16 protein-coding genes are annotated in these 19,808 nt (G+C 44.1%); 10 read left to right on the top strand and 6 right to left on the bottom strand.

Annotation, left to right across the window (positions count from 1 at the left end; genetic code table 11):
- Window positions 1-14: 14 nt before the first annotated feature.
- From DYB02_RS07490 to DYB02_RS07480, 3 genes are all read left to right on the top strand, one after another.
- Window positions 15-1,955, top strand: coding sequence for an ATP-binding protein (locus DYB02_RS07490; RefSeq protein ID WP_029853298.1), 1,941 nt, complete (start codon window positions 15-17; stop codon window positions 1,953-1,955).
- On the top strand, window positions 1,952-2,449 hold the full coding sequence (locus DYB02_RS07485) for a response regulator (RefSeq protein ID WP_020840443.1): 498 nt from the start codon (window positions 1,952-1,954) through the stop codon (window positions 2,447-2,449). Before DYB02_RS07490 ends, DYB02_RS07485 begins: the two co-directional genes overlap by 4 nt.
- Before the next feature lie 197 nt (window positions 2,450-2,646).
- Window positions 2,647-3,192, top strand: coding sequence for a hypothetical protein (locus DYB02_RS07480; RefSeq protein ID WP_005459590.1), 546 nt, complete (start codon window positions 2,647-2,649; stop codon window positions 3,190-3,192).
- Window positions 3,193-3,365: 173 nt separating this feature from the next.
- Here the strand turns inward: DYB02_RS07480 and DYB02_RS07475 are convergent, their stop codons facing one another.
- Entirely contained in the window at window positions 3,366-3,953 is a 588-nt protein-coding gene (locus tag DYB02_RS07475) for a TfoX/Sxy family DNA transformation protein (RefSeq protein ID WP_005459593.1), read from the bottom strand.
- A gap of 370 nt (window positions 3,954-4,323) precedes the next feature.
- On the opposite strand from DYB02_RS07475, the gene DYB02_RS07460 reads away from it, so the two are divergent.
- From DYB02_RS07460 to DYB02_RS07440, 5 genes are all read left to right on the top strand, one after another.
- The gene (locus tag DYB02_RS07460) at window positions 4,324-5,244 is read left to right on the top strand and encodes an HDOD domain-containing protein (RefSeq protein ID WP_017448658.1); all 921 of its coding nucleotides are present in this window, start codon (window positions 4,324-4,326) and stop codon (window positions 5,242-5,244) included.
- 107 nt (window positions 5,245-5,351) lie between these two features.
- The gene (locus tag DYB02_RS07455) at window positions 5,352-6,257 is read left to right on the top strand and encodes a LysO family transporter (protein ID WP_005483516.1); all 906 of its coding nucleotides are present in this window, start codon (window positions 5,352-5,354) and stop codon (window positions 6,255-6,257) included.
- Window positions 6,258-6,464: 207 nt separating this feature from the next.
- Window positions 6,465-6,977 carry a hypothetical protein gene (locus tag DYB02_RS07450; RefSeq protein ID WP_005485575.1) on the top strand — a complete coding sequence of 171 codons (513 nt, stop codon included), beginning with the start codon at window positions 6,465-6,467 and terminating at the stop codon, window positions 6,975-6,977.
- Window positions 6,978-7,137: 160 nt separating this feature from the next.
- Window positions 7,138-8,784, top strand: coding sequence for a pyridoxal-dependent aspartate 1-decarboxylase PanP (gene panP / locus DYB02_RS07445; RefSeq protein WP_005495590.1), 1,647 nt, complete (start codon window positions 7,138-7,140; stop codon window positions 8,782-8,784).
- Between the two features lie 312 nt (window positions 8,785-9,096).
- Complete coding sequence (locus DYB02_RS07440; RefSeq protein ID WP_005483567.1) at window positions 9,097-9,951, top strand: MurR/RpiR family transcriptional regulator; 855 nt, start codon at window positions 9,097-9,099, stop codon at window positions 9,949-9,951.
- A gap of 65 nt (window positions 9,952-10,016) precedes the next feature.
- Here DYB02_RS07440 and DYB02_RS07435 read toward each other — a convergent pair whose 3' ends face one another.
- Window positions 10,017-11,255, bottom strand: a complete 1,239-nt coding sequence (locus tag DYB02_RS07435) for an iron-containing alcohol dehydrogenase (protein WP_015296573.1) — start codon at window positions 11,253-11,255, stop codon at window positions 10,017-10,019.
- Window positions 11,256-11,613: 358 nt separating this feature from the next.
- Here DYB02_RS07435 and DYB02_RS07425 point away from each other — a divergent pair, with 358 nt between their 5' ends.
- Window positions 11,614-11,880, top strand: a complete 267-nt coding sequence (locus DYB02_RS07425; RefSeq protein ID WP_005459605.1) for a GrxA family glutaredoxin — start codon at window positions 11,614-11,616, stop codon at window positions 11,878-11,880.
- Between the two features lie 177 nt (window positions 11,881-12,057).
- On the top strand, window positions 12,058-13,740 hold the full coding sequence (locus DYB02_RS07420) for an aspartate:alanine antiporter (protein ID WP_005483552.1): 1,683 nt from the start codon (window positions 12,058-12,060) through the stop codon (window positions 13,738-13,740).
- Window positions 13,741-13,824: 84 nt separating this feature from the next.
- Here DYB02_RS07420 and fabV read toward each other — a convergent pair whose 3' ends face one another.
- The 4 genes from fabV to nhaA form a co-directional block, all read right to left on the bottom strand.
- Window positions 13,825-15,027, bottom strand: a complete 1,203-nt coding sequence (gene fabV / locus DYB02_RS07415; protein ID WP_020840437.1) for an enoyl-ACP reductase FabV — start codon at window positions 15,025-15,027, stop codon at window positions 13,825-13,827.
- 176 nt (window positions 15,028-15,203) lie between these two features.
- A complete protein-coding gene (locus DYB02_RS07410; RefSeq protein WP_005495596.1) occupies window positions 15,204-17,486 on the bottom strand; it encodes an acyl-CoA dehydrogenase in 2,283 nt (760 codons plus the stop codon).
- Between the two features lie 82 nt (window positions 17,487-17,568).
- Window positions 17,569-18,195, bottom strand: a complete 627-nt coding sequence (psrA, locus tag DYB02_RS07405; protein ID WP_005462382.1) for a TetR family transcriptional repressor PsrA — start codon at window positions 18,193-18,195, stop codon at window positions 17,569-17,571.
- A 426-nt stretch (window positions 18,196-18,621) separates the two neighbouring features.
- Window positions 18,622-19,773 (bottom strand): Na+/H+ antiporter NhaA, encoded by a 1,152-nt coding sequence (nhaA, locus tag DYB02_RS07400; RefSeq protein WP_005462393.1) that lies wholly within the window; start codon window positions 19,771-19,773, stop codon window positions 18,622-18,624.
- Between the last annotated feature and the right edge of the window lie 35 nt (window positions 19,774-19,808).

The raw sequence follows: 19,808 nt of genomic DNA, 5'->3' as shown, positions 1-19,808 counted from the left end.
GAGCTCAACCACCTGTGAATCGTTACGCTGTATTGTGTCTCGACAATAATCCAATCAGTGCAGAGCAGTTTCGATTGGAACTGTCGGCTTTCTCTAGCAAGTTTGATATTTTTTCTGTCGAGTCGATAGAAGAAGCGCAAAGCGCGTTGGAATATCTTGAAGAAAGAGAACAAACTGTCGCGTTAGTGATCGCCAGCCATCACGCGCACTTTAATGGTGTGGATTTTCTCATTGGGCTGGACAAAACACCGCACACCGAGCGCGCTCGTAAAATTCTCATCAGTTGCTCTTCAGATATTGACGCGATACTCACGGCCGTCAATGAAGGTCGTTTGGATCATTGTTTGACCAAGCCTCTACCAGATAATGTCCTTTTTAATACGGCTCAAAAAGAGCTGACGCAGTTTATCTTACGTAATTGCAAAGAAGACTTGCTCAGTTATAGCCAAATCTTGGACCAGCACAAATTGCTACGTGCTCATATCGAAAATCAGATGAGCAATTACCAAGCAGGTTTCTTACACGACTATCACTCGATGTCTGATAATGAACTGGCAGAACAAGTAATCTCTGCCTTGCAGCAGTTTTTCAAAGAAAATGACGAAACAAAAGCTTGTCGAACCTACTCTCCTGAGCATTTGCTGACGGTTGAAGGGGAACCTAACAGCTTTTTATGGTTCATAACCAGCGGAGAAGTGGCGCTTTACAAAAGAGACGAACAAGGTATGCAGCGAGAAGTGGTTCGCCATACCAAAGGGAACATTGTCGGCGGCATGTCATTTGTAACTGGGGAATGCTCCTTTTCTACTGCACTTACGCTTACCGAAACAGAAGTAATTAAACTTGATAGAAATGTGTTCCGTAAAGTAATGCAGAGTGACTCAAACCTTCTCCCCCTATTTACGAACTTACTTCTTCGTCATTTCAATCGCCGATTACAGAGAAGCATCAACACAAAATTACAATTGCAGAAAACACTCGAATCACTTGAATCTGCTCATCAACAACTGATTGAAAGAGAAAAAATGGCCATGCTCGGCCAGTTGGTTGCAGGCGTGGCCCATGAACTGAACAACCCAATAGCTGCGATTTTGCGTGGTGTAGAAAACCTCACTCATACCCTCGAAGGGCTATTAACTCAACTTCCGACAGCAGAAGTACAAATCAAAGGCGTTCAGCTTCTAACCAGAGCTCAAACCGCCAAGCCAGCCTCGACTGCGGAACTGCGCTCACGCGTCAAAGAGCTCAACAGCACGTTACCTGATCGTGCCATTGCCAAAAAAGTCGTCAATTTAGGCCTAGAGAGCGATTCCGAACTCGTTTCCCAGCTCGCCAAGAAGAAAGACAATGCCTCCTCTACGCTAGAGACGTTAGAACAATACCATCAAGCAGGTGCTTCTCTCCGTTCTATCAATGTTTGTGCCGCTCGCATCGCTGACATGGTGAAGAGCCTAAAAGGCTACGCGAGATCTGATGATGAACGCATGCACTACGCCGATATCCATGAAGGCATCGAAGACACTTTAGTGATTTTCGAAAACAAGCTAAAGGTACATCAAGTTTCAACAGATTACGCCCCACTTCCGCGTATGCTTTGCCAACCTATTGCATTGCAACAAGTATGGACCAACCTAATATCCAATGCGATTGACGCCTTTCCTGAAAAAGGGTCGTTAAAAATACAAACGAGAGAAGTTGAAAAAAACCAACAGAGTTATGCCGTGATTTCATTTGAAGATAATGGATGCGGTATTCCGGATTCGCAGAAAAAAGCAATTTTTGAACTCAACTTTACAACCAAAAAAGAAGGCAACTTTGGCTTAGGTATTGGACTGTCTATTTGCCAACAAATCGTTGCAGCACACAAAGGCTGGATTGATGTTCAATCGGAACTCAATGCCTTTACTTGTATGACCGTCTGGTTACCAGTCATTGAAGAAGGAGATGAAACATGACTAAGTATCTGATTTTATGTGTCGATGACGAACGAGAAGTCTTGGATAGTGTCCTTCAAGATTTAGCACCATTCGAAGAACATTTCATCGTTGAGGGCGCAGAGTCCGTTACGGAAGCAAAGCAAGTGATTGAAGAGATGGCGGAAGAAGAAGTTCAGCTTGCGCTGATTTTGTGCGACCACATCATGCCAGAACAAACGGGCATCAGCTTTCTTATAGAACTGAGTCAAAATGGTGACACCAAAGCAGCAAGAAAAGTGCTCCTAACCGGACAAGCGGGTCTTGAAGACACCGTTGAAGCGGTAAACCATGCTAGCTTAGATTATTACATTGCCAAGCCTTGGAAAGGTGAGGAGCTAAGACAAGCCATTAAATCCCAGCTAACAGCCTTTGTTATTGAAAATGATGACAATTTGTTGTCTTGGACGACGATTCTCGATTCAGAAGCAATCTTGAATGCAATGGCAGATCGCAGAGCCAGCTTCGGAGAGTAATAGTTGAGAATAGCTCTCTAGCAACTAGTGGCGCGCTTTTTGCTTTTGTTACGTCACCATTAAGTCAATTGACAAAACCTCGACACATTTTTGTTGGTCGTAGACCTTCGTTTTTATTATGATGTCGGACAAATCAGATTACGGTTCAAGCATTTGCCTGAATCCATGGAAATAAAGAACAAGGTTTATCGTTAGTTATGCGTAAAACACTATTAGCCGCTGCCCTATTAATGGCATCAAGCCATGCCCTAGCCGCAGACCGCAACGCGCCTGCAACTATGAGCAACTTTAGCTACGATTATTTCGAAGCTCGTATCGGCGCAAGCCCTGTGACATTTGGTGCTGGCTTCAGCAAATCTATTCACCCGAATGCGCACGTTATTGCTCGTATCGACTCTGAGTTTGATAGCGACTTTGATTCTGCTGCAGGTTTTGGCTTTCACTCACCGCTAAACAACTGGGCAGACCTTACAGGTGAAATGCTGATGCGTGTGGTTCAGCCAACAAGCTCAAGCAGCACAGATGTTGGTATGGAGCTAAACCTAGGCGTTCGCCAATGGCTTGGTCCTCAACTTGAAGTGGGTGGTAAAGTTGGTTACGTTTCAATCGACAACGATGACGATTGGACAGGTTCTGCTTACGCGCGCTTCCATTCAACAGAGCTTTTCTCTCTTGGTGCTGAAGCTCGCATCAACGATTTCTACGGTGATCAAATCATGTTCACTACACGCTTCAAGTTCTAATTGGCGTGAAAAAAGCAAAACCGAGGCAATTGCCTCGGTTTTTTTGTTCATAAAATGACTAACTCAAATGAAGTGGTCAAAAACATCAACATCCCTTTTCTGCTTTTAACACTTACTTTTCTGACTCGCTAACTCCATTAGAAACGAGTCAATCATTGTGTGGTTCAGTTGCCTTATTCACACAGTGCCAGTAACTGTTTTTTGCGTGGCTCTTGGATTAGTTTCCAGTGCACACCATCAATGGCACCAGCAAACTTCCACAGCAGTTTAACGTCAACATCATTGCCGTAAGCAACTCTTACTTTGTTGAACACTTCAACTGGACCAAGTTCCAAAAAGGTTTCAACATCATCAATACCCGCCTTTTTAACCATGCGCTCTAATGTAAGCTGCATGTTCGGTAGATCTCTCAAACGTTTACTTGCAGAAGACTTTTGGTATTTTCGCTCCTTAATTGAGCAATCAATAGATTTGCGTAACAAATCGTCAAGACCAGTAAATCCGGACTCAAATAAATCGGTTACGTCATAATAGTTTACAGTAGCCGTCGTCTGTTTTTTGACGTGCTTGTATTTTTCACAATTAAGCAGAGTAAATTCTTCGTCTAAACCATTACCGCCGCGCAAATAACAGCAATCATTGCTGACAAGCGCAAACATGGCGTCATCGCTAAACAAGCCGATACCACCAAACATAGAACGTTTCTGATACTCATTAAAATTGCGTACATATTTAAAAAAAGCTTGGTCTGTCATGTCCATTGACCTCTTTAATCTGAATAAATTACCCCGATTAGCGATGTCACCAGATAAACAGCAGCTTGTAGCGAATTTAAAATGTCGATTTGTTGGCGATATTTTTGTGAGTTGTGCTCACCAACTTGCTTAATCATACTTAACGTTGAAAAATAAGTTAGGACATAGGTCACATATAAAAAAGTATAAATTCATCATACGTGATTAGTTTCACACTTATTGGGTATTTAGCGATATTTTTTTGACGCATGGCGTGCCAAAAACCACGCATCGTTATGATCCGTATACCATTTATAGAGAACTTAGTACGCATTTCATTGATAATGCTCTTCGGGTAAGGGTACACTGTACGAAAGTTCTCTAACACCACGTCACAATGGAACATCTATCATTTTTTTGGCTACCAAATAACAAAGATAAGCTTATACAAGCGCTTGAATCTGAATTCGCCCAATTGGTCGAACAATCCATATCTACCGGTAAAATTTCGTTACCACCCATCCCCGATGTAGTCATCAAAATTCAAAAACTTTGTATAGAAGAAAACACCACGGTTTCTGATGTCGCAAATTGCCTTTTAGAAGATCCAGGGTTAGCTGCTATTGTGATTCGCGTAGCCAACTCGGTGATTTTTAACCGAAGAAACATTACTTGTAGTGATTTAACTACCGCCGTCTCTCGTTTAGGTATCTTCCGCGTTCGAGACATCGTGACCGCACAAGCTATCGAGCAATTGAAACACGCGGTCAATCTGAGTAAAGAGTGCAATGACATACTGGTAAAAAGTGCGGCCGTCTCTCGAGAGCTTGGCGCCACGATGGTGCTGGTCGTACAAGAATTCCACAAACACGAGCCTTCTGTTTACACACATCTGGAGCTGGAAAAGGCACTTCTAGTTGGCTTATTGGCCGATATTGGCTTGTTCTGCCTCATTAACGAATATCACCTGTATCTGGATAGTGGCAATTACCTTGACCCTGATATCGCGTTGCAAATCTTCCAAACTCGCTGCTCTGCAACCAGTAAGTTGGTGCTAGAACGCTGGGGGTTCGACAACGATTTTCGAGAAGTCTCTTCAAACGAAAAGTTTGTTACCGCTCGTCCAGAAGTCAGTTATTTGGACATTGCTCGAATTGCAAACCACTTATTGATGTTCCGCAATCAAGACGAACGTATTGATGAACATGAAGTGGAATTCAATTTAACAGGTGCAGAGGTCTTGTATGACCTAAGCAATATGAGTGATACTGACTTTCGAAACGAAATCAACGCAGTACTCAGTGCTAGCGGCTTGTAATTAAGTTAACTAACGTCATCCACGATAAACATTAAACTCAAGGTCGAGTGTTGTTTTGTCAGTGGCTTTTGTCTCCGGCTTGTCTCACTAAGGAATTATCAAGTTTTATGTTCTCAGGGATGCTATTCATTTTTGCCCCTCTTGTTGTGGGGTACTTAATTCCTATTTCTCGCGCAGCTTTACTAGAGAAAATTAACCAATCAACTTCATACCTTATTTACGTCATTCTTTCGTTGATGGGTTTAAGTTTAGCTGCCTTAGACAACTTGAGTAGCAACTTGCAGAGTATACTGCTGTACGCTGGTACTTTTTTCGTCTGCTTGAGTGTATGTAACTTACTCGCTCTGCCAATAATCGATAAGATTATCCCGTTACAGACCAATCACAACCAAAACAAGCTTCCACTTTCTTCTATGGCACTAGAATCAGTAAAACTGATTGTTGTCGTTGGTGGAGGCTTAATTGCTGGTCTCATTTTGCCGATAGGTCTGGAGTGGGTAGATACCGCGAGCGAATGGATCCTCTTCCTTCTGCTCTTTTTCATCGGCATTCAACTCAGAAACAGCGGTTTAACTCTGAGGCAGATCTTGCTCAACAAACAAGGCATGGCGATTGCTGCCATTGTTATCGCCACTTGTATGCTCGGCGGCGTTATCGCTTCTGTGATTTTAGACTTACCACTTTATCAAGCATTAGCGATGTCTTCCGGATTTGGCTGGTATTCATTAGCAGGCATTTTGATGGGCGACGCATTTGGTCCTGTGTTTGGTGGTGCGTCTTTCCTTATCGAACTCATGCGTGAGTTGATAGCGCTGGTCGCGATCCCACTCTTTATCCGTAGCTACCCTTGTACTGCTATCGGTTATGCGGGCGCAACTGCGATGGACTTTACGTTGCCTGTGATTCAAACCACAGGTGGCGTCCGCTGCGTCCCTGTCGCTATTGTTAGTGGTTTTATCTTGAGTTTACTTGTGCCCGTTATGATGCTTTTCTTTGTATCACTTGCTAGCTAGATCTCAGGTTTTATCTTTAACATCCATTACAATACGGCAAAAATTTAAATACCCAGTTAACGTTAAAGTGGTCAGTACACTGACAACTTCTTAATTTGAATTTTGTTATTTAGCCCAACGATTTATACAACAAATCCAATTGAGAAGAGCAACATCATTCGATGCGCTTTAACGTTAATGAAGGGATAACAACCAGAAGGAAGAAGAATGAAACGCTTTGTCGTTGCAGCGCTCCTCGCTACAAGCTCAACTTTTACGTTTGCCGCAGATCAACAGTGTCTTGCTAACAAGTACGATGGCTATGTCGATGCTTCACTACAATGGTATCAAGATCTTGTTGATTTAACGGTCTCCCAATATCCTGACTTAAAAGAAGTCAGCCAGTGGTTCTTAGATGGTCGCAAACACCACTTTGAACTTAATCGTGAGGCTGTTCATTACTTTCTTAAAAATGATCCAAGCCGCGTAGCAACAGAACAACCTATCGAAGCTTGGTTGAAATTAGAGCAACACGATGTCAAACAGCTTGCAAGTCGCAGTGATGATTTAGGTGAAGCCGCTAAGAAAACATTTAGCGATCGTCAATCAACCAATCATCCGAAAAACTACGAACTTCGCTCTGCGTTTGCTGATTTGTTAAGTCACCCTCAACAAATTGACTCGGCACTCAACAAGTACAACCAATCGATTGAGAAGCTTGAAAAACAAAAGTGTGACTAATCGCTAACTGACTCTAAAACCTCCGCTTTAGAGCGATTAGATATGACCACGCTTTCATTTCAGTAACATGGGTTTCAATAATTAAAACGGGACTTTGCGCCCGTTTTAGTTTAGATTGTGCCGCTCGCATTACCAAAATAACTACAAATGATTCTTTGCCATGGTTAAGGAACAAAAAACCGCTGACGTTAGCTTTGAGAGCTTGCTAAAGATCTTCACCGTACCTGAAGGTCCTGATTCTACGTTGACAAAAATTGACGAAAGTCTCTCCCGAAACTTGAACCAATTTCTTCGTGAACACATCGTGGCAGAAGAAAAGCCTTTACGCGAAATCGAGAAAGACTTTTCTTCTGCTCAGATTCCTGAGCAACCTGAATTCGTGTCAGATCACACCGAGCACCTGCTAGACACGTTAGTGTCGCACTCGGTTCACACTTCAGCCCCAAGTTTTATCGGTCACATGACCTCGGCGCTACCCTACTTCTTGATGCCTTTATCCAAGATCATGATCGCGCTAAACCAAAACTTGGTTAAGATCGAAACATCAAAAGCATTCACACCTCTTGAACGTCAAGTTTTAGGGATGTTACACCGCTTAATTTACGGTCAAAACGACAAGTTTTATCGTAAATGGATGCACAGCGCGAACCATTCACTTGGTGCGTTTTGCTCTGGTGGCACAATCGCGAACATTACGGCGCTTTGGGTTGCACGCAATAAAGCGTTGAAAGCAGATGGTGATTTCAAAGGGGTAGAAAAAGAAGGTCTATTCAAAGCCATGAAGTACTATGGCTACGAAGGCCTTGCAGTTCTGGTTTCTGAACGTGGTCACTATTCACTGAAAAAAGCAGCAGACGTACTTGGCTTAGGTCAAGAGGGTTTAGTCGCGGTGAAAACCGATGCAAACAACCGTATTGTTGTTGACGACCTAAAAGCAAAAATTGCCGAGCTTAAAGAACAAAACATCAAACCAATTGCGGTTATCGGTGTCGCTGGCACAACAGAAACGGGGAACGTCGATCCTCTGTCGCAGATCGCTCAAGTGTGCCAAGAGCACAATTGTCACTTCCATGTAGATGCCGCTTGGGGTGGTGCAACGTTGATGTCTAATCATTACCGTCACCTTCTCGAAGGTGTTGAACTGGCTGACTCAGTGACTATCGACGCGCACAAACAACTGTACATCCCTATGGGTGCAGGCATGGTGTTGTTCAAAGACCCAGACGCGATGAAGTCCATTGAACACCATGCGCAATACATCTTACGCAAAGGTTCAAAAGATTTAGGTAGTCATACACTAGAAGGCTCTCGCTCAGGCATGGCCATGTTAGTGTATGCGGCGATGCACATTATTAGTCGCCCAGGCTACGAACTATTGATCGATCAAAGTATCGAGAAAGCGCGCTACTTTGCTGACCTCATCAAACAGCAAGATGACTTCGAACTCGTTTCTGAACCGGAGCTTTGCCTACTGACCTACCGCTATCTACCGCCATTGATTCGTGAAGCGCTAGATAAAGCGGAAGGTACTCAAAAGGAAAAACTAAACGAGCTCATCAACCAGCTCACGCAGTTTATCCAGAAGCGTCAACGTGAAACGGGCAAATCGTTTGTTTCTCGTACAAGACTGAACCCTGACCAATGGCAAAGAATGAACACCATCGTATTCCGAGTGGTACTAGCCAACCCATTGACGACCAGGGATATCTTGAGCTCAGTACTGGACGAACAACGCGAAATCACCAAACAAGCACCAAGTTTGACAGCAAAAATCGAAGAAATGGCCTCAGATATTTTAGGCGCGTAAGCCTAAGAATGAGTTACATCAACTTGAAAATTTCTTTCTTTTTGATGTAACTCAAACATCATTCTCGTGCGACTGGCGCAACAAAACTACGATTCCACATTCAATTCTGTAGTTTTTACAACATTTTGTTTGAGGCCTGTCAAATTCTCACTAAATAGTAACCGTATTTGGTTTAGCCAGATTGAAGATCAGGTTTATACTGAAACTATGGCGCTGGTAGTTTTCGTTAACGCCCCTCTCTAACTTAGAAACCGATGTGTTTCCACCCGTTAACAGAGCCAGCGAGTTGTTCTCTATACCCTCGTGAACACTATGAATACATTAGAAAAAATTCAAAAAAATCTGGAGAATTTCAGTAAGTCAGAGCGCAAAGTTGCAGAAGTAATTATGGCGTCTCCACAAACTGCGATTCATTCTAGCATTGCAACGTTAGCAAAAATGGCTGACGTGAGTGAGCCCACTGTAAACCGCTTCTGTCGCCGCCTGGATACCAAAGGTTTCCCGGATTTTAAACTTCACTTGGCTCAGAGCCTTGCTAACGGTACGCCATACGTAAACCGTAATGTGGAAGAAGATGACGGCCCAGATGCTTACACGCATAAGATTTTCGAATCGACAATGGCGTGTTTGGATGTTGCTAAAAATAGCCTAGACCCGATGCAAGTAAACCGTGCGGTTGACTTGCTGACTCAAGCAAAACGTATTTCTTTCTTTGGTCTTGGTGCGTCTTCATCTGTTGCTCGCGATGCTCAAAACAAGTTCATCCGTTTTAATATCCCAATTACTTGTTTTGAAGATATTGTCATGCAACGCATGAGCTGTATTAACTGCAGCGACAACGACGTGATTGTTCTCATTTCTCATACTGGTCGCACGAAAAGCCAAGTTGAAATTGCGAATCTGGCTCGTGAGAACGGTGCAACTGTCATCGCTATCACTGCGAAAGACTCTCCATTAGAGAAAGCAAGTTCACTGGCTATCACTTTAGATATTCCTGAAGATACGGACGTATACATGCCAATGGCAAGCCGTGTCGTTCAAATGACCGTTATCGACGTATTAGCCACAGGCTTTACACTTCGCCGTGGTACAGGTTTCCGCGAAAACCTAAAACGCGTGAAAGATGCCTTAAAAGACAGTCGTTATGACAAGCTAAGTCAGTACTAAGCATTGATTAAGGGGAGCCAATTGGCTCCCCTTTTTATTTCTTCTCGCAACGACTTTACTTGTATTTACTCATTCACACTTGATAAATCGCTTCTCGATTCCAATACCTCTACTGAACTCATGTGCGGCGTGCTTTCTGCGGCACAATCTCCACTGCAATCGCACACTTGTTTTAGTATGAACACCAAACGCTCCTGATTAAGAGGTAAAGGGTTACCTTTAATCGCAACAGACTTAAGCGCATCGTTTGCTACCTGTTCAAACGAAGTTTGGCAAACACCAAACTTACCAAGCAATGGCAATTCTAGCTTATCTAACACCATCTTGACCCACAGCACGCCGTCATGTTCATTCGCATTCGCTCTATCCGTGACAAGTTGAGCCAGTTTTCGATAACGGTTGATCACATCATTCCTGCCCGCTTGCTTTGCTGCATTGATGTTTTCTTGCATCACATGAGGTGCTAAACGTGCAGTTATCACACTGTGCGGAGCATCAAGTTTCCCACCAAGTGCAGAGGCTAGCCCATGAGCAGCGCCCAACTTAGCGTTAGTGATCGCCATCCCTCCAAGCAAAGCCGCAAAAGATAAATCCGAACGAGCCTTATGATTATCCTGCTTACAGCCTGCAATCACTGATCGACTCAATCGACGAAGCCCTTCTTCGCATACCATATCAGTGAGAGGATTCGGCTCGCCGCACACATAAGCTTCCATCAGATGCGTAAATGCATCCATAGCGCCTCGTCCAGATGTGTATTGATCTGTCCCATAAGTTAATGTTGGGTCGACAATCGCAACGTCAGCCAACATGTCCGGACTTCTTAAACTTACTTTTACTTTGTCCTGCCCAGACTTAAGAACGGCATTTCTAGTCACTTCTGAGCCAGTACTCGCAGTTGTGGGAATCGCGATGAAGTGAATCGGTTTCGCTTTGAGAGGAACGTTTCTTCCAACTACTTCCACATAATCGTAGACATTACCCTGATTGGGGATGATTGCGGCCAATGCCTTGCCCATGTCGATGACGCTACCACCGCCGATCGCGATGACCATATCAGGTTGAAATTTTCGCCCGAGCACCGCCGTCTCTTCCACCATCGTAATGTTGGGCTCCCCATTGATGGCGACGTGCTGATAACGCATATTTTGAGCTTTGAGATAATTGATGATGGGCGTGGCGCGCTGAGTCTCTTTTCCCGTCACAAGCAAGACGCTATACCCAAATTGATTGATAACTGATAGTGAAGATTGGAGCGCTCCTTCACCGAAAATAATCCGTGTTGCAGTCATAAACTGAAACATACACTTCCTCCCCAAAACGACAACTTTTAATAGATTGCTATGGTTTGCGTAAAAAAAAGTTGACCCAATCCAGCTTGCCATCAATAACCCTTCAGAAAGTGTGTTTTTATGCGTCACTTCACATAGTTACCATGTCATTTTTAAGGCTTATTTTTTGTCCGAGTAAGCGGTTATTTACGTCTTTTGGTTTAAAGCTCGTTTAGTTTTTATCCGATAGATTTCGCCTATAGATACAAGAGGTAATTGCTGCTTTATTTCCGTATCTGGATAAGGCATAGTTACTTCAACAAAAGAGAGCGCACCAAGCCTCTATGTTTGTACGCTTTCAAAAAAGAATAGATTTAGGAGAAATAAGAATATGTTCGTTGTTATTTTTGGTCGTCCTGCATGTCCTTACTGTGTTCGCGCTAAAGAACACGCAGAAACACTAAAAGCTAAACGTGATGACTTTAACTACCGTTATGTTGATATCCAAGCTGAAGGCATTTCTAAAGCAGACCTTGAGAAGACAGTTGGCAAACCAGTTGAAACTGTTCCTCAAATCTTCATCGACCAAGAACACATCGGTGGTTGTGACGATTTCGAAGCTTACGCGAAAGAGCACCTAGGTCTATTCGACGAGTAATGAGCATTAGATTTTTTAAAAGCCGCATCATGCGGCTTTTTTATTATTTTTCAGCTTGTTACTTCCCTAAGTCAACTAATAGCAAAACCTAAAAAAATTCACTTATCTTTTTGCTATATTTAGTTACAATTCGCAGTTCTAAACCTTTTTTTGGCACACACTTTACCGAGCCACACAGTGAACATAGACGTCGTACAACTTCTCGATCAAAACCCCATTCTTCTAATCTTCGTCGTATTAGCCATTGGCCTTGCCATCGGAAAAATTCGCTTTGGAAACCTACAGTTAGGCAACTCTATAGGTGTTCTAATTACCTCGCTGATCATGGGTCATTTAGGCTTTTCCTTTAACGCTGAAGCGCTAACCATCGGCTTTATGCTCTTTATCTATTGCGTTGGCATAGAAGCTGGACCTAACTTTTTTGGCATCTTCTTTAGGGATGGTAAACACTACTTCATCCTCAGTATGACCGTGCTTGTCGCTGCAGTGAGCTTAACTTACGGTTTAAGCCACTACTTTGGCCTCGATTTCGGTCTTTCTGCCGGTATGATGGCCGGTGCATTGACAGCGACACCTGTTCTAGTTGGTGCTCAAGATGCTTTGAACTCTGGTCTTGCGACAATACCGCGCAATATGGATTTTTCTTTGGTATTAGAAAATCTATCCGTAGGTTACGCGATGGCTTATCTGATTGGTTTGATCAGCATGATCATGTTCGCTAAGTTGCTACCAAAGTTACAAAAGCAGAACCTTTCAGACTCTGCTCAACAAATCGCTCAAGAGCGTGGCCTTGGTAACTCAAGCCAGCGCAAAGTTTATCTACCTATTATTCGCGCATATCGAGTTGGCCCGGAGCTTATCGATTGGACAGACGGCAAAAACTTACGTGAACTTGGTATTTACCGCCAAACGGGTTGTTACATTGAGCGTATTCGCCGTAATGGTATCCTCGCCCACCCTGATGGTGATGCGATTTTGCAAGAAGGCGATGAAATAGCACTGGTAGGCTTCCCTGACAGCCACGCTCGTTTGGACCCAAGCTTCCGAAACGGTAAAGAAGTGTTCGACCGTAACCTTCTCGATCTGCGTATTGTGGAAGAAGAGATTGTCGTTAAGAGCGACGCGATTGCCGGCAAACGTCTATCTGATTTGAACCTGTCTGAGTTCGGTTGTTTCCTTAACCGCGTAGTTCGTGCGCAAATCGAAATGCCAATGGATTTAGACATTGTTCTTGCCAAAGGTGATGTACTTCAGGTGAGTGGTGAGAAGAGTCGTGTACATGGCCTTGCTGAGAAAATCGGTTTCATCTCGATTCACAGCCAAATGGCCGACTTATTGGCGTTCTGTAGCTTCTTTATTCTTGGCATTATGTTTGGCCTAGTGACCATGACATTTGGTCAAGTGTCGTTTAGCTTAGGTAACGCGGTAGGCCTTTTGCTGTCAGGTATTACACTAGGCTTCCTTAGAGCCAACCACCCTACTTTCGGCTACGTACCGCAAGGCGCGTTAAACATGGTCAAAGACCTTGGTTTAATGTTCTTTATGGTCGGTATCGGTTTGAGTGCTGGTGGCAAGATGTTCGAGCACTTGACTCAAGTTGGCCCACAGGTGATTGGTCTTGCGTTTATTGTCAGTGTCGTGCCTGTTGTGATTGCTTACCTTGTTGGTGCATACATTTTGAAGATGAACCGCGCATTGCTATTCGGGGCGATCATTGGCGCACGTACTTGTGCACCGGCGATGGATGTTGTAAACGAATACGCGAAGTCGACGATTCCAGCTCTTGGTTATGCGGGTACTTATGCGATAGCCAACATCCTGATGACGCTAGCTGGTACGATTTTGATAATTTTGAGTTAACCGGCTTGAGTTTGATGAAACGGCTCAATCATCAAGTACAAAAAAGGCGCTCAATGAGCGCCTTTTGCATATCTATCCAATCAATTAGATTTGAATGAAGTCTGTCTCTACTGCTGGATTTACGTCAGCGTCGTAGTCAACACCTTCGACACCAAAACCGAATAGCTTCAAGAACTCTTCTTTGTACTCAACGTAGTCAGTTAGCTCTTTTAGGTTTTCAGTTGTAATTTGTGGCCATAGCTCACGACAGTGTTGTTGGATATCTTCACGCAGTTCCCAGTCATCCAGACGTAGACGATTCATATCATCCACTTCTGCTGCGCTGCCATCTTCTTTGTAAAGACGTTGGCTGAACATGCGGTAGATTTGCTCCATACAACCTTCGTGTACACCTTCTTCACGCATCTTCTTGAATACCATTGCGATGTAAAGAGGCATAACCGGAATTGCAGAGCTTGCTTGAGTAACAACTGACTTAAGTACAGCAACGTTTGCGCTACCGCCAGTTGCACCCAGTTTCTCGTTTAGTGCTTTTGCAGCACGGTCTAGGTCCATTTTAGCTTTACCTAGCGCGCCATCCCAGTAGATTGGCCACGTTAGTTCAGTACCGATGTAGCTGTAAGCGACTGTCTTACAACCTTCCGCTAATACACCAGCGTCAGAAAGTGCATTGATCCAAAGTTCCCAGTCTTCACCGCCCATTACGGTTACTGTGTCTTTGATTTCTTCTTCTGTCGCAGGCTCAACGCTTGCTTCAATGATTACGTCTTTGTTGGTATCAACCGCTGTCGATGTGTAAGTCTCACCGATAGGTTTAAGAGCTGAACGAATAAGCTCACCTGTTTCTGGCATTTTACGCACTGGTGAAGCCAGTGAGTAAACCACCATATCAACCTGACCTAGGTCTTCTTTGATCAGATCAATGGTTTTCTGTTTCGCTTCGTTTGAGAAAGCATCGCCGTTTAGGCTTTTAGCGTATAGGCCTTCTTCACGAGCAAGCTTTTCAAAAGCTGCCGCATTGTAGAAGCCTGCCGTACCAGGTTTCTTCTCTGTGCCTTCTTTTTCGAAGAACACACCGATAGTTGATGCGCCGCCACCAAATGCCGCAGCGATACGAGAAGATAGACCGTAGCCACTTGAAGCACCAACGACAAGAACGCGTTTAGGCGCGTTTTTGATTGGGCCTTGCGCTTTTGTGTAAGCAATTTGTTCTTTTACGTTAGCTTCACAACCAACTGGGTGCGTTGTAGTACAGATAAATCCACGAATTCTAGGTTTGATGATCATATTCAACTTCCTTTAAAAAACCTTGTTAGGATAAAAGTTTCGCTCGAAGTTCGCATCTAATTTCTGTAAAAATGCTTCGAAAATGCAAGTGGTTGGAGCACTATCTCTCCTTGTCATGAATAAAAGACACAAAAAAGCACCTCTAGGAGGTGCTTTTCATTACCAAGGTTCACTCATTAGGCTGCTGGATTCAAGTGTGATTTTTTCGGGCTATCAGTACGAACTTCAGAGAAATCATGACTGAAGTGGTCTACTTGAATAGCTTTGTAACGAAGTTGGTCAGCAGCAGTGATCTTTTCAACCTCTTGCTCTGTCAACACACCAGCGTCAAGTGCTTGCTGTAAGCGATCTTGCAGAAGACCTTTACGAGCCACTTTGCCATCTTTCGCTGCTTTCATTAGCTTACGCTCCAATGGTTTGACGTCATACATGGCTAGGAAGGCATTTTCCATCAAACCTACGCTATCATTTTCGGATTTGCCGATGTAACACAAGTGGGTTAAACGGTCACGCTGCACGCCTGGGGTCATCATGGCTTCAGCAATGCTGACACTTAACTCATCACTTGGTTTGTCGAAGTGATTCCCTAGTGGAAATAGCAAGCCTTTCAACACGCCACCAACATATTTCACTGGGAAGTTTGCGTACGCTTCATTCAGCGATTTAGCCGCGTTGTGCAAACAGTATTGGACAGCGTAATGCACGAAGTTTAAATCGCCTTGCTGACGCCCTTCATCTTCGTATTTTTTCAGCGTCGCGGATGCCATGTACAGGTAGCTCAAACCATCACCCAAACGTGCAGAAATCATCTCTTTACGCTTCAAGTCACCACCTAACGTCAACATGGCAAAATCGGCGCTTACTGCTAACGCTCGGCTCAGGCGGGTGATGTCTTTATAATAGCGCTGAGTTGGACCACTCATATTCGCTTTCACAAAGCGCGAGCCTGTTAGTGCTGCACCTAGCGCACCAAACGTATTCCCCATCGCATGACCAATATGTTTGAACAATAGAGAATCGAACTCTTTCGCACCCTGCTCTGAGTCTGGATTCGCCGCCGCTTCCATCTCTTTAAGCACATATGGATGACAACGTGTCGCACCTTGACCAAAGATCATCAAGTTACGCGTTAGGATATTTGCACCTTCAACTGTAATCGCAACAGGAATACCCAAGTAGTGTTTCGCAAGATAGTTCATTGGACCATCTTGAATCGCACGACCTGCGTGAATATCGAACGAGTCGTTCAAAATCGTACGTGCAATTTCAGTCATGTGGTATTTGGCAATAGCCGTAACAATGCCAGGTTTCTCTTTCATATCGAGAGAGGTAGTCGTCAACGTACGCGTTGCTTCCAAAAGATAAGTCAGACCGCCAATACGGCCCATCGCTTCTGCTACCCCTTCGAACTTACCGATAGACATACCAAACTGCTTACGTACGTATGCATAAGCGCCAGTGGTTCTGGTTGTCAGGTGGCCGATTGCAGTACCAAGTGCTGGCAGTGAAATACCGCGGCCAGCAGACAAACACTCAACCAACATACGCCAGCCTTTGCCCGCGTAATCTGAGCCACCGATGAGCCAATCCATTGGAATGAAAACATCTTCACCACGAGTCGGACCATTCATGAAAGCAGAACCAAGTGGATCGTGACGCTCACCAATTTCAACGCCGTCATGGTCAGCAGGAATGAGCGCACAAGTAATGCCTACGTCTTTCTTATCGCCGAGTAAACCGTCTGGGTCCTGCAGCTTGAAAGCTAGACCAAGAACAGTCGCAACAGGTGCAAGTGTGATGTAACGCTTGTTCCAGCTAACTCGAACACCAAGCACCTCTTCGCCATCGTGCATGCCGTAACACACCACACCCTGGTCAGGAATGCCGCCCGCATCTGAACCTGCTTCCGGTCCAGTCAAAGCAAAACAAGGAATGTCCGTACCATCAGCAAGACGTGGTAACCAGTAATCTTTTTGCTCCTGAGTGCCGTAGTGAGAAAGAAGCTCACCTGGCCCCAACGAGTTAGGAACCATTACCGATACCGCAACACTAATACTGCGCGTTGCAATACGAGACACAATCGTTGAGTTTGCCAATGCAGAAAACTCACGGCCACCGTACTCTTTCGAGATAATCAGTGAGAAGAAACGTTCTTTGCGCAAGTATTCCCACACCTCCGGTGGCAAATCACGATCTTCTTTCACGATTTTTTGATCGTCTAGCATGTCTAAGAGCGTTTCAAGTTCATTATCCATAAACGCTTGCTCTTCAGCTGTTAACGTCGGCGCGGGGTAATGGTGTAGCGTCGTAAAGTTTGGCTTGCCAGAAAACAACTCGGCATCCCACCATACACTACCGGCTTCCATCGCTTCTTTTTCTGTACTCGACAGCGGAGGAAGAACTTTCTTAAACACTTTAAATGCTGGGTCACTAATCCATTTTCTTCGTAGAGAGCTCATAGTTCAGATCCTTTTGTTCACGTCACCGCTTGCGGCTAATCCTTATTATTGGTTTCACTTTTTACTTGTCGTTATCGAGCGACTATTTCGCCGACATACCAGCGGACAAGTAAGGAATCAGTAAATCGACGACAGATTTCACATCGATTTCTTTTTCAAATTTGCTTTCTGCCAGCTCGGTCAAAGCTTGACTAGAGGCCATCGTAAATACGCACGTTCCCAACGTGAAATGTAATCGCCAAAACAACAACTCTTCCGTCAGCTCTGGGTTTGCTTTCATGATAGAGAAAGTAAACAAATTCAATACTTCTGAGTATCGAGTGCTGATAAACCAACGTAAATGCCCTTGTACATCGGTGTAACCTCGACCAATCAACAACATAAATAGTGCAGTACCATTTGGTCTAACATCATTAAGTGTACGCAGCGGTAAACGTAATGATTCAAACACTTCGTCCATGTTGTAGCTTTCGCGGGTATTCAACTCAATGAGAGACGCCTTTATGCTTGGCATCAGTGCTTCAAGGTACCGGTCTAATACCGCGCGCACTAACGTCTTTTTGTCACCAAAGTGATAATTCACCGATGCAAGATTCACATTTGCTTTGCCTGTAATGGTTCTTAGCGACGTATCATTGAAACCATATTCAGCAAAAAGTCCTTCTGCGACATCGAGTATTTTTTCTTTTGTTGTGCTTCTCGGGGCCATTTTAATCACTCGTATTAAACAACTGTTTGAAAATATACTCCCGAAACTTTAGATTAACAAATGATTAACATCACATTTCCAGACATTGGTCGGACCACGAAGTAGATAAGCCACTTAAAAGAATGAATTTGAAACGAATAAATTTAGTGCAAAATTTTTTGAAAAAAAATGGAACTGTTCTGAAATAGCTCGGTCTGAATAGATGTAACAACTAGGGCATTTAAAGTTTCACTGGCCGTCAAACTTGTTTCAATCTAATTGTTACGTTGCTGCTTTTTTCTTATTAACTCCTATGTTTGTATCCGCCCAGTCAACTTTTCGGCTGGGCTTTTTTTCGCCTGTCGATCAGGCTTTATCTAACACTCTTCAAAAACAAAAAGCCTCCCAAGTGGGAGGCTTTGAGTTACAAATCAGTTAAATACGAAGTTAGTCTTGTGCTTTCTTTGGTAATGAGAAATGCAGTAGAGCGTAACCAAGTACCGCTGCAGTAGTTGAGCCCATCAAAATACCTAATCGAGCGTATGTATCAAACTCAGGGCTTACGTTACCGAACGCCAGTGAAGAGATAAAGATCGACATCGTAAAACCGATACCACACAACACTGATACCGCGAAGATATGCTTGAAGTTTATACCCTCTGGTAGCTTCGCAACGCCCAGTTTCACAGCTGCCCAGCTAAAGCTAAAGATGCCTAGAGGTTTACCAATCAATAGACCTAGTGCAATACCTAGAGGCAGCATTGAAGTTAGGCCAGACATCGATACGCCTTCTAGCGAGATGCCTGCGTTCGCAAATGCAAACAGAGGAAGAATACCAAATGCAACATAAGGGTGAAGAGCATGCTCCATGTGTTTCAATGGAGAGTGTTCGCCCTGCTTTCCTTTCAGCGGAATCGCGAAACCGATCACTACACCTGCCAATGTTGCGTGCACACCAGACTTAAGTACAGCAAACCACAGAATCGCACCCACAATCATGTACGGTGTTAGCTTGGTGACTTCTTTCGCGTTCAGCATGAACAGTACACCTGTCATGACGAAGCCGACAAGCAATGCCATTGAAGAAAGATCACCGGTGTAGAACAGAGCAATGATGACTACAACACCTAAGTCGTCAATGATCGCAAGAGCCAACAAAAATACTTTTAGACTCACTGGTACGCGCTTACCAAGTAACGCCATGATACCCAGAGCAAATGCAATGTCTGTCGCCGCAGGAATTGCCCAACCAGAGATCGCTTCAGGGTCATTTGCATTAAAAGCAACGTAAATAAGTGCCGGAGCCAACATACCACCGACCGCAGCAATTGCAGGGAAGATGGCAGTTTCTTTCGATTTTAACGCGCCTTCAAGCAGCTCGCGCTTTACTTCAAGGCCAATAAGTAGGAAGAACACAGCCATCAGACCGTCGTTGATCCAGTGAGAAACAGACATACCAAATACATAAGTATGCAGTAGAGATTGATAAGTTTCGCCCAGTGGTGAGTTTGCAATGGTCATCGCAATTGCCGCTGCAATCACGAGAAGAATACCACCTGCGGATTCCATTTTGAAAAAGTCACGGATGACATCGTTCATGGTTTCGTCCTTATATTTATTATCTTAATAAACGA

Source organism: Vibrio parahaemolyticus (assembly GCF_900460535.1).
GTDB classification, from domain to species: Bacteria; Pseudomonadota; Gammaproteobacteria; order Enterobacterales; family Vibrionaceae; genus Vibrio; species Vibrio parahaemolyticus.
Note: the sequence above shows the minus strand (reverse complement) of the source record. Positions and strands in the feature narration are given on the sequence as shown.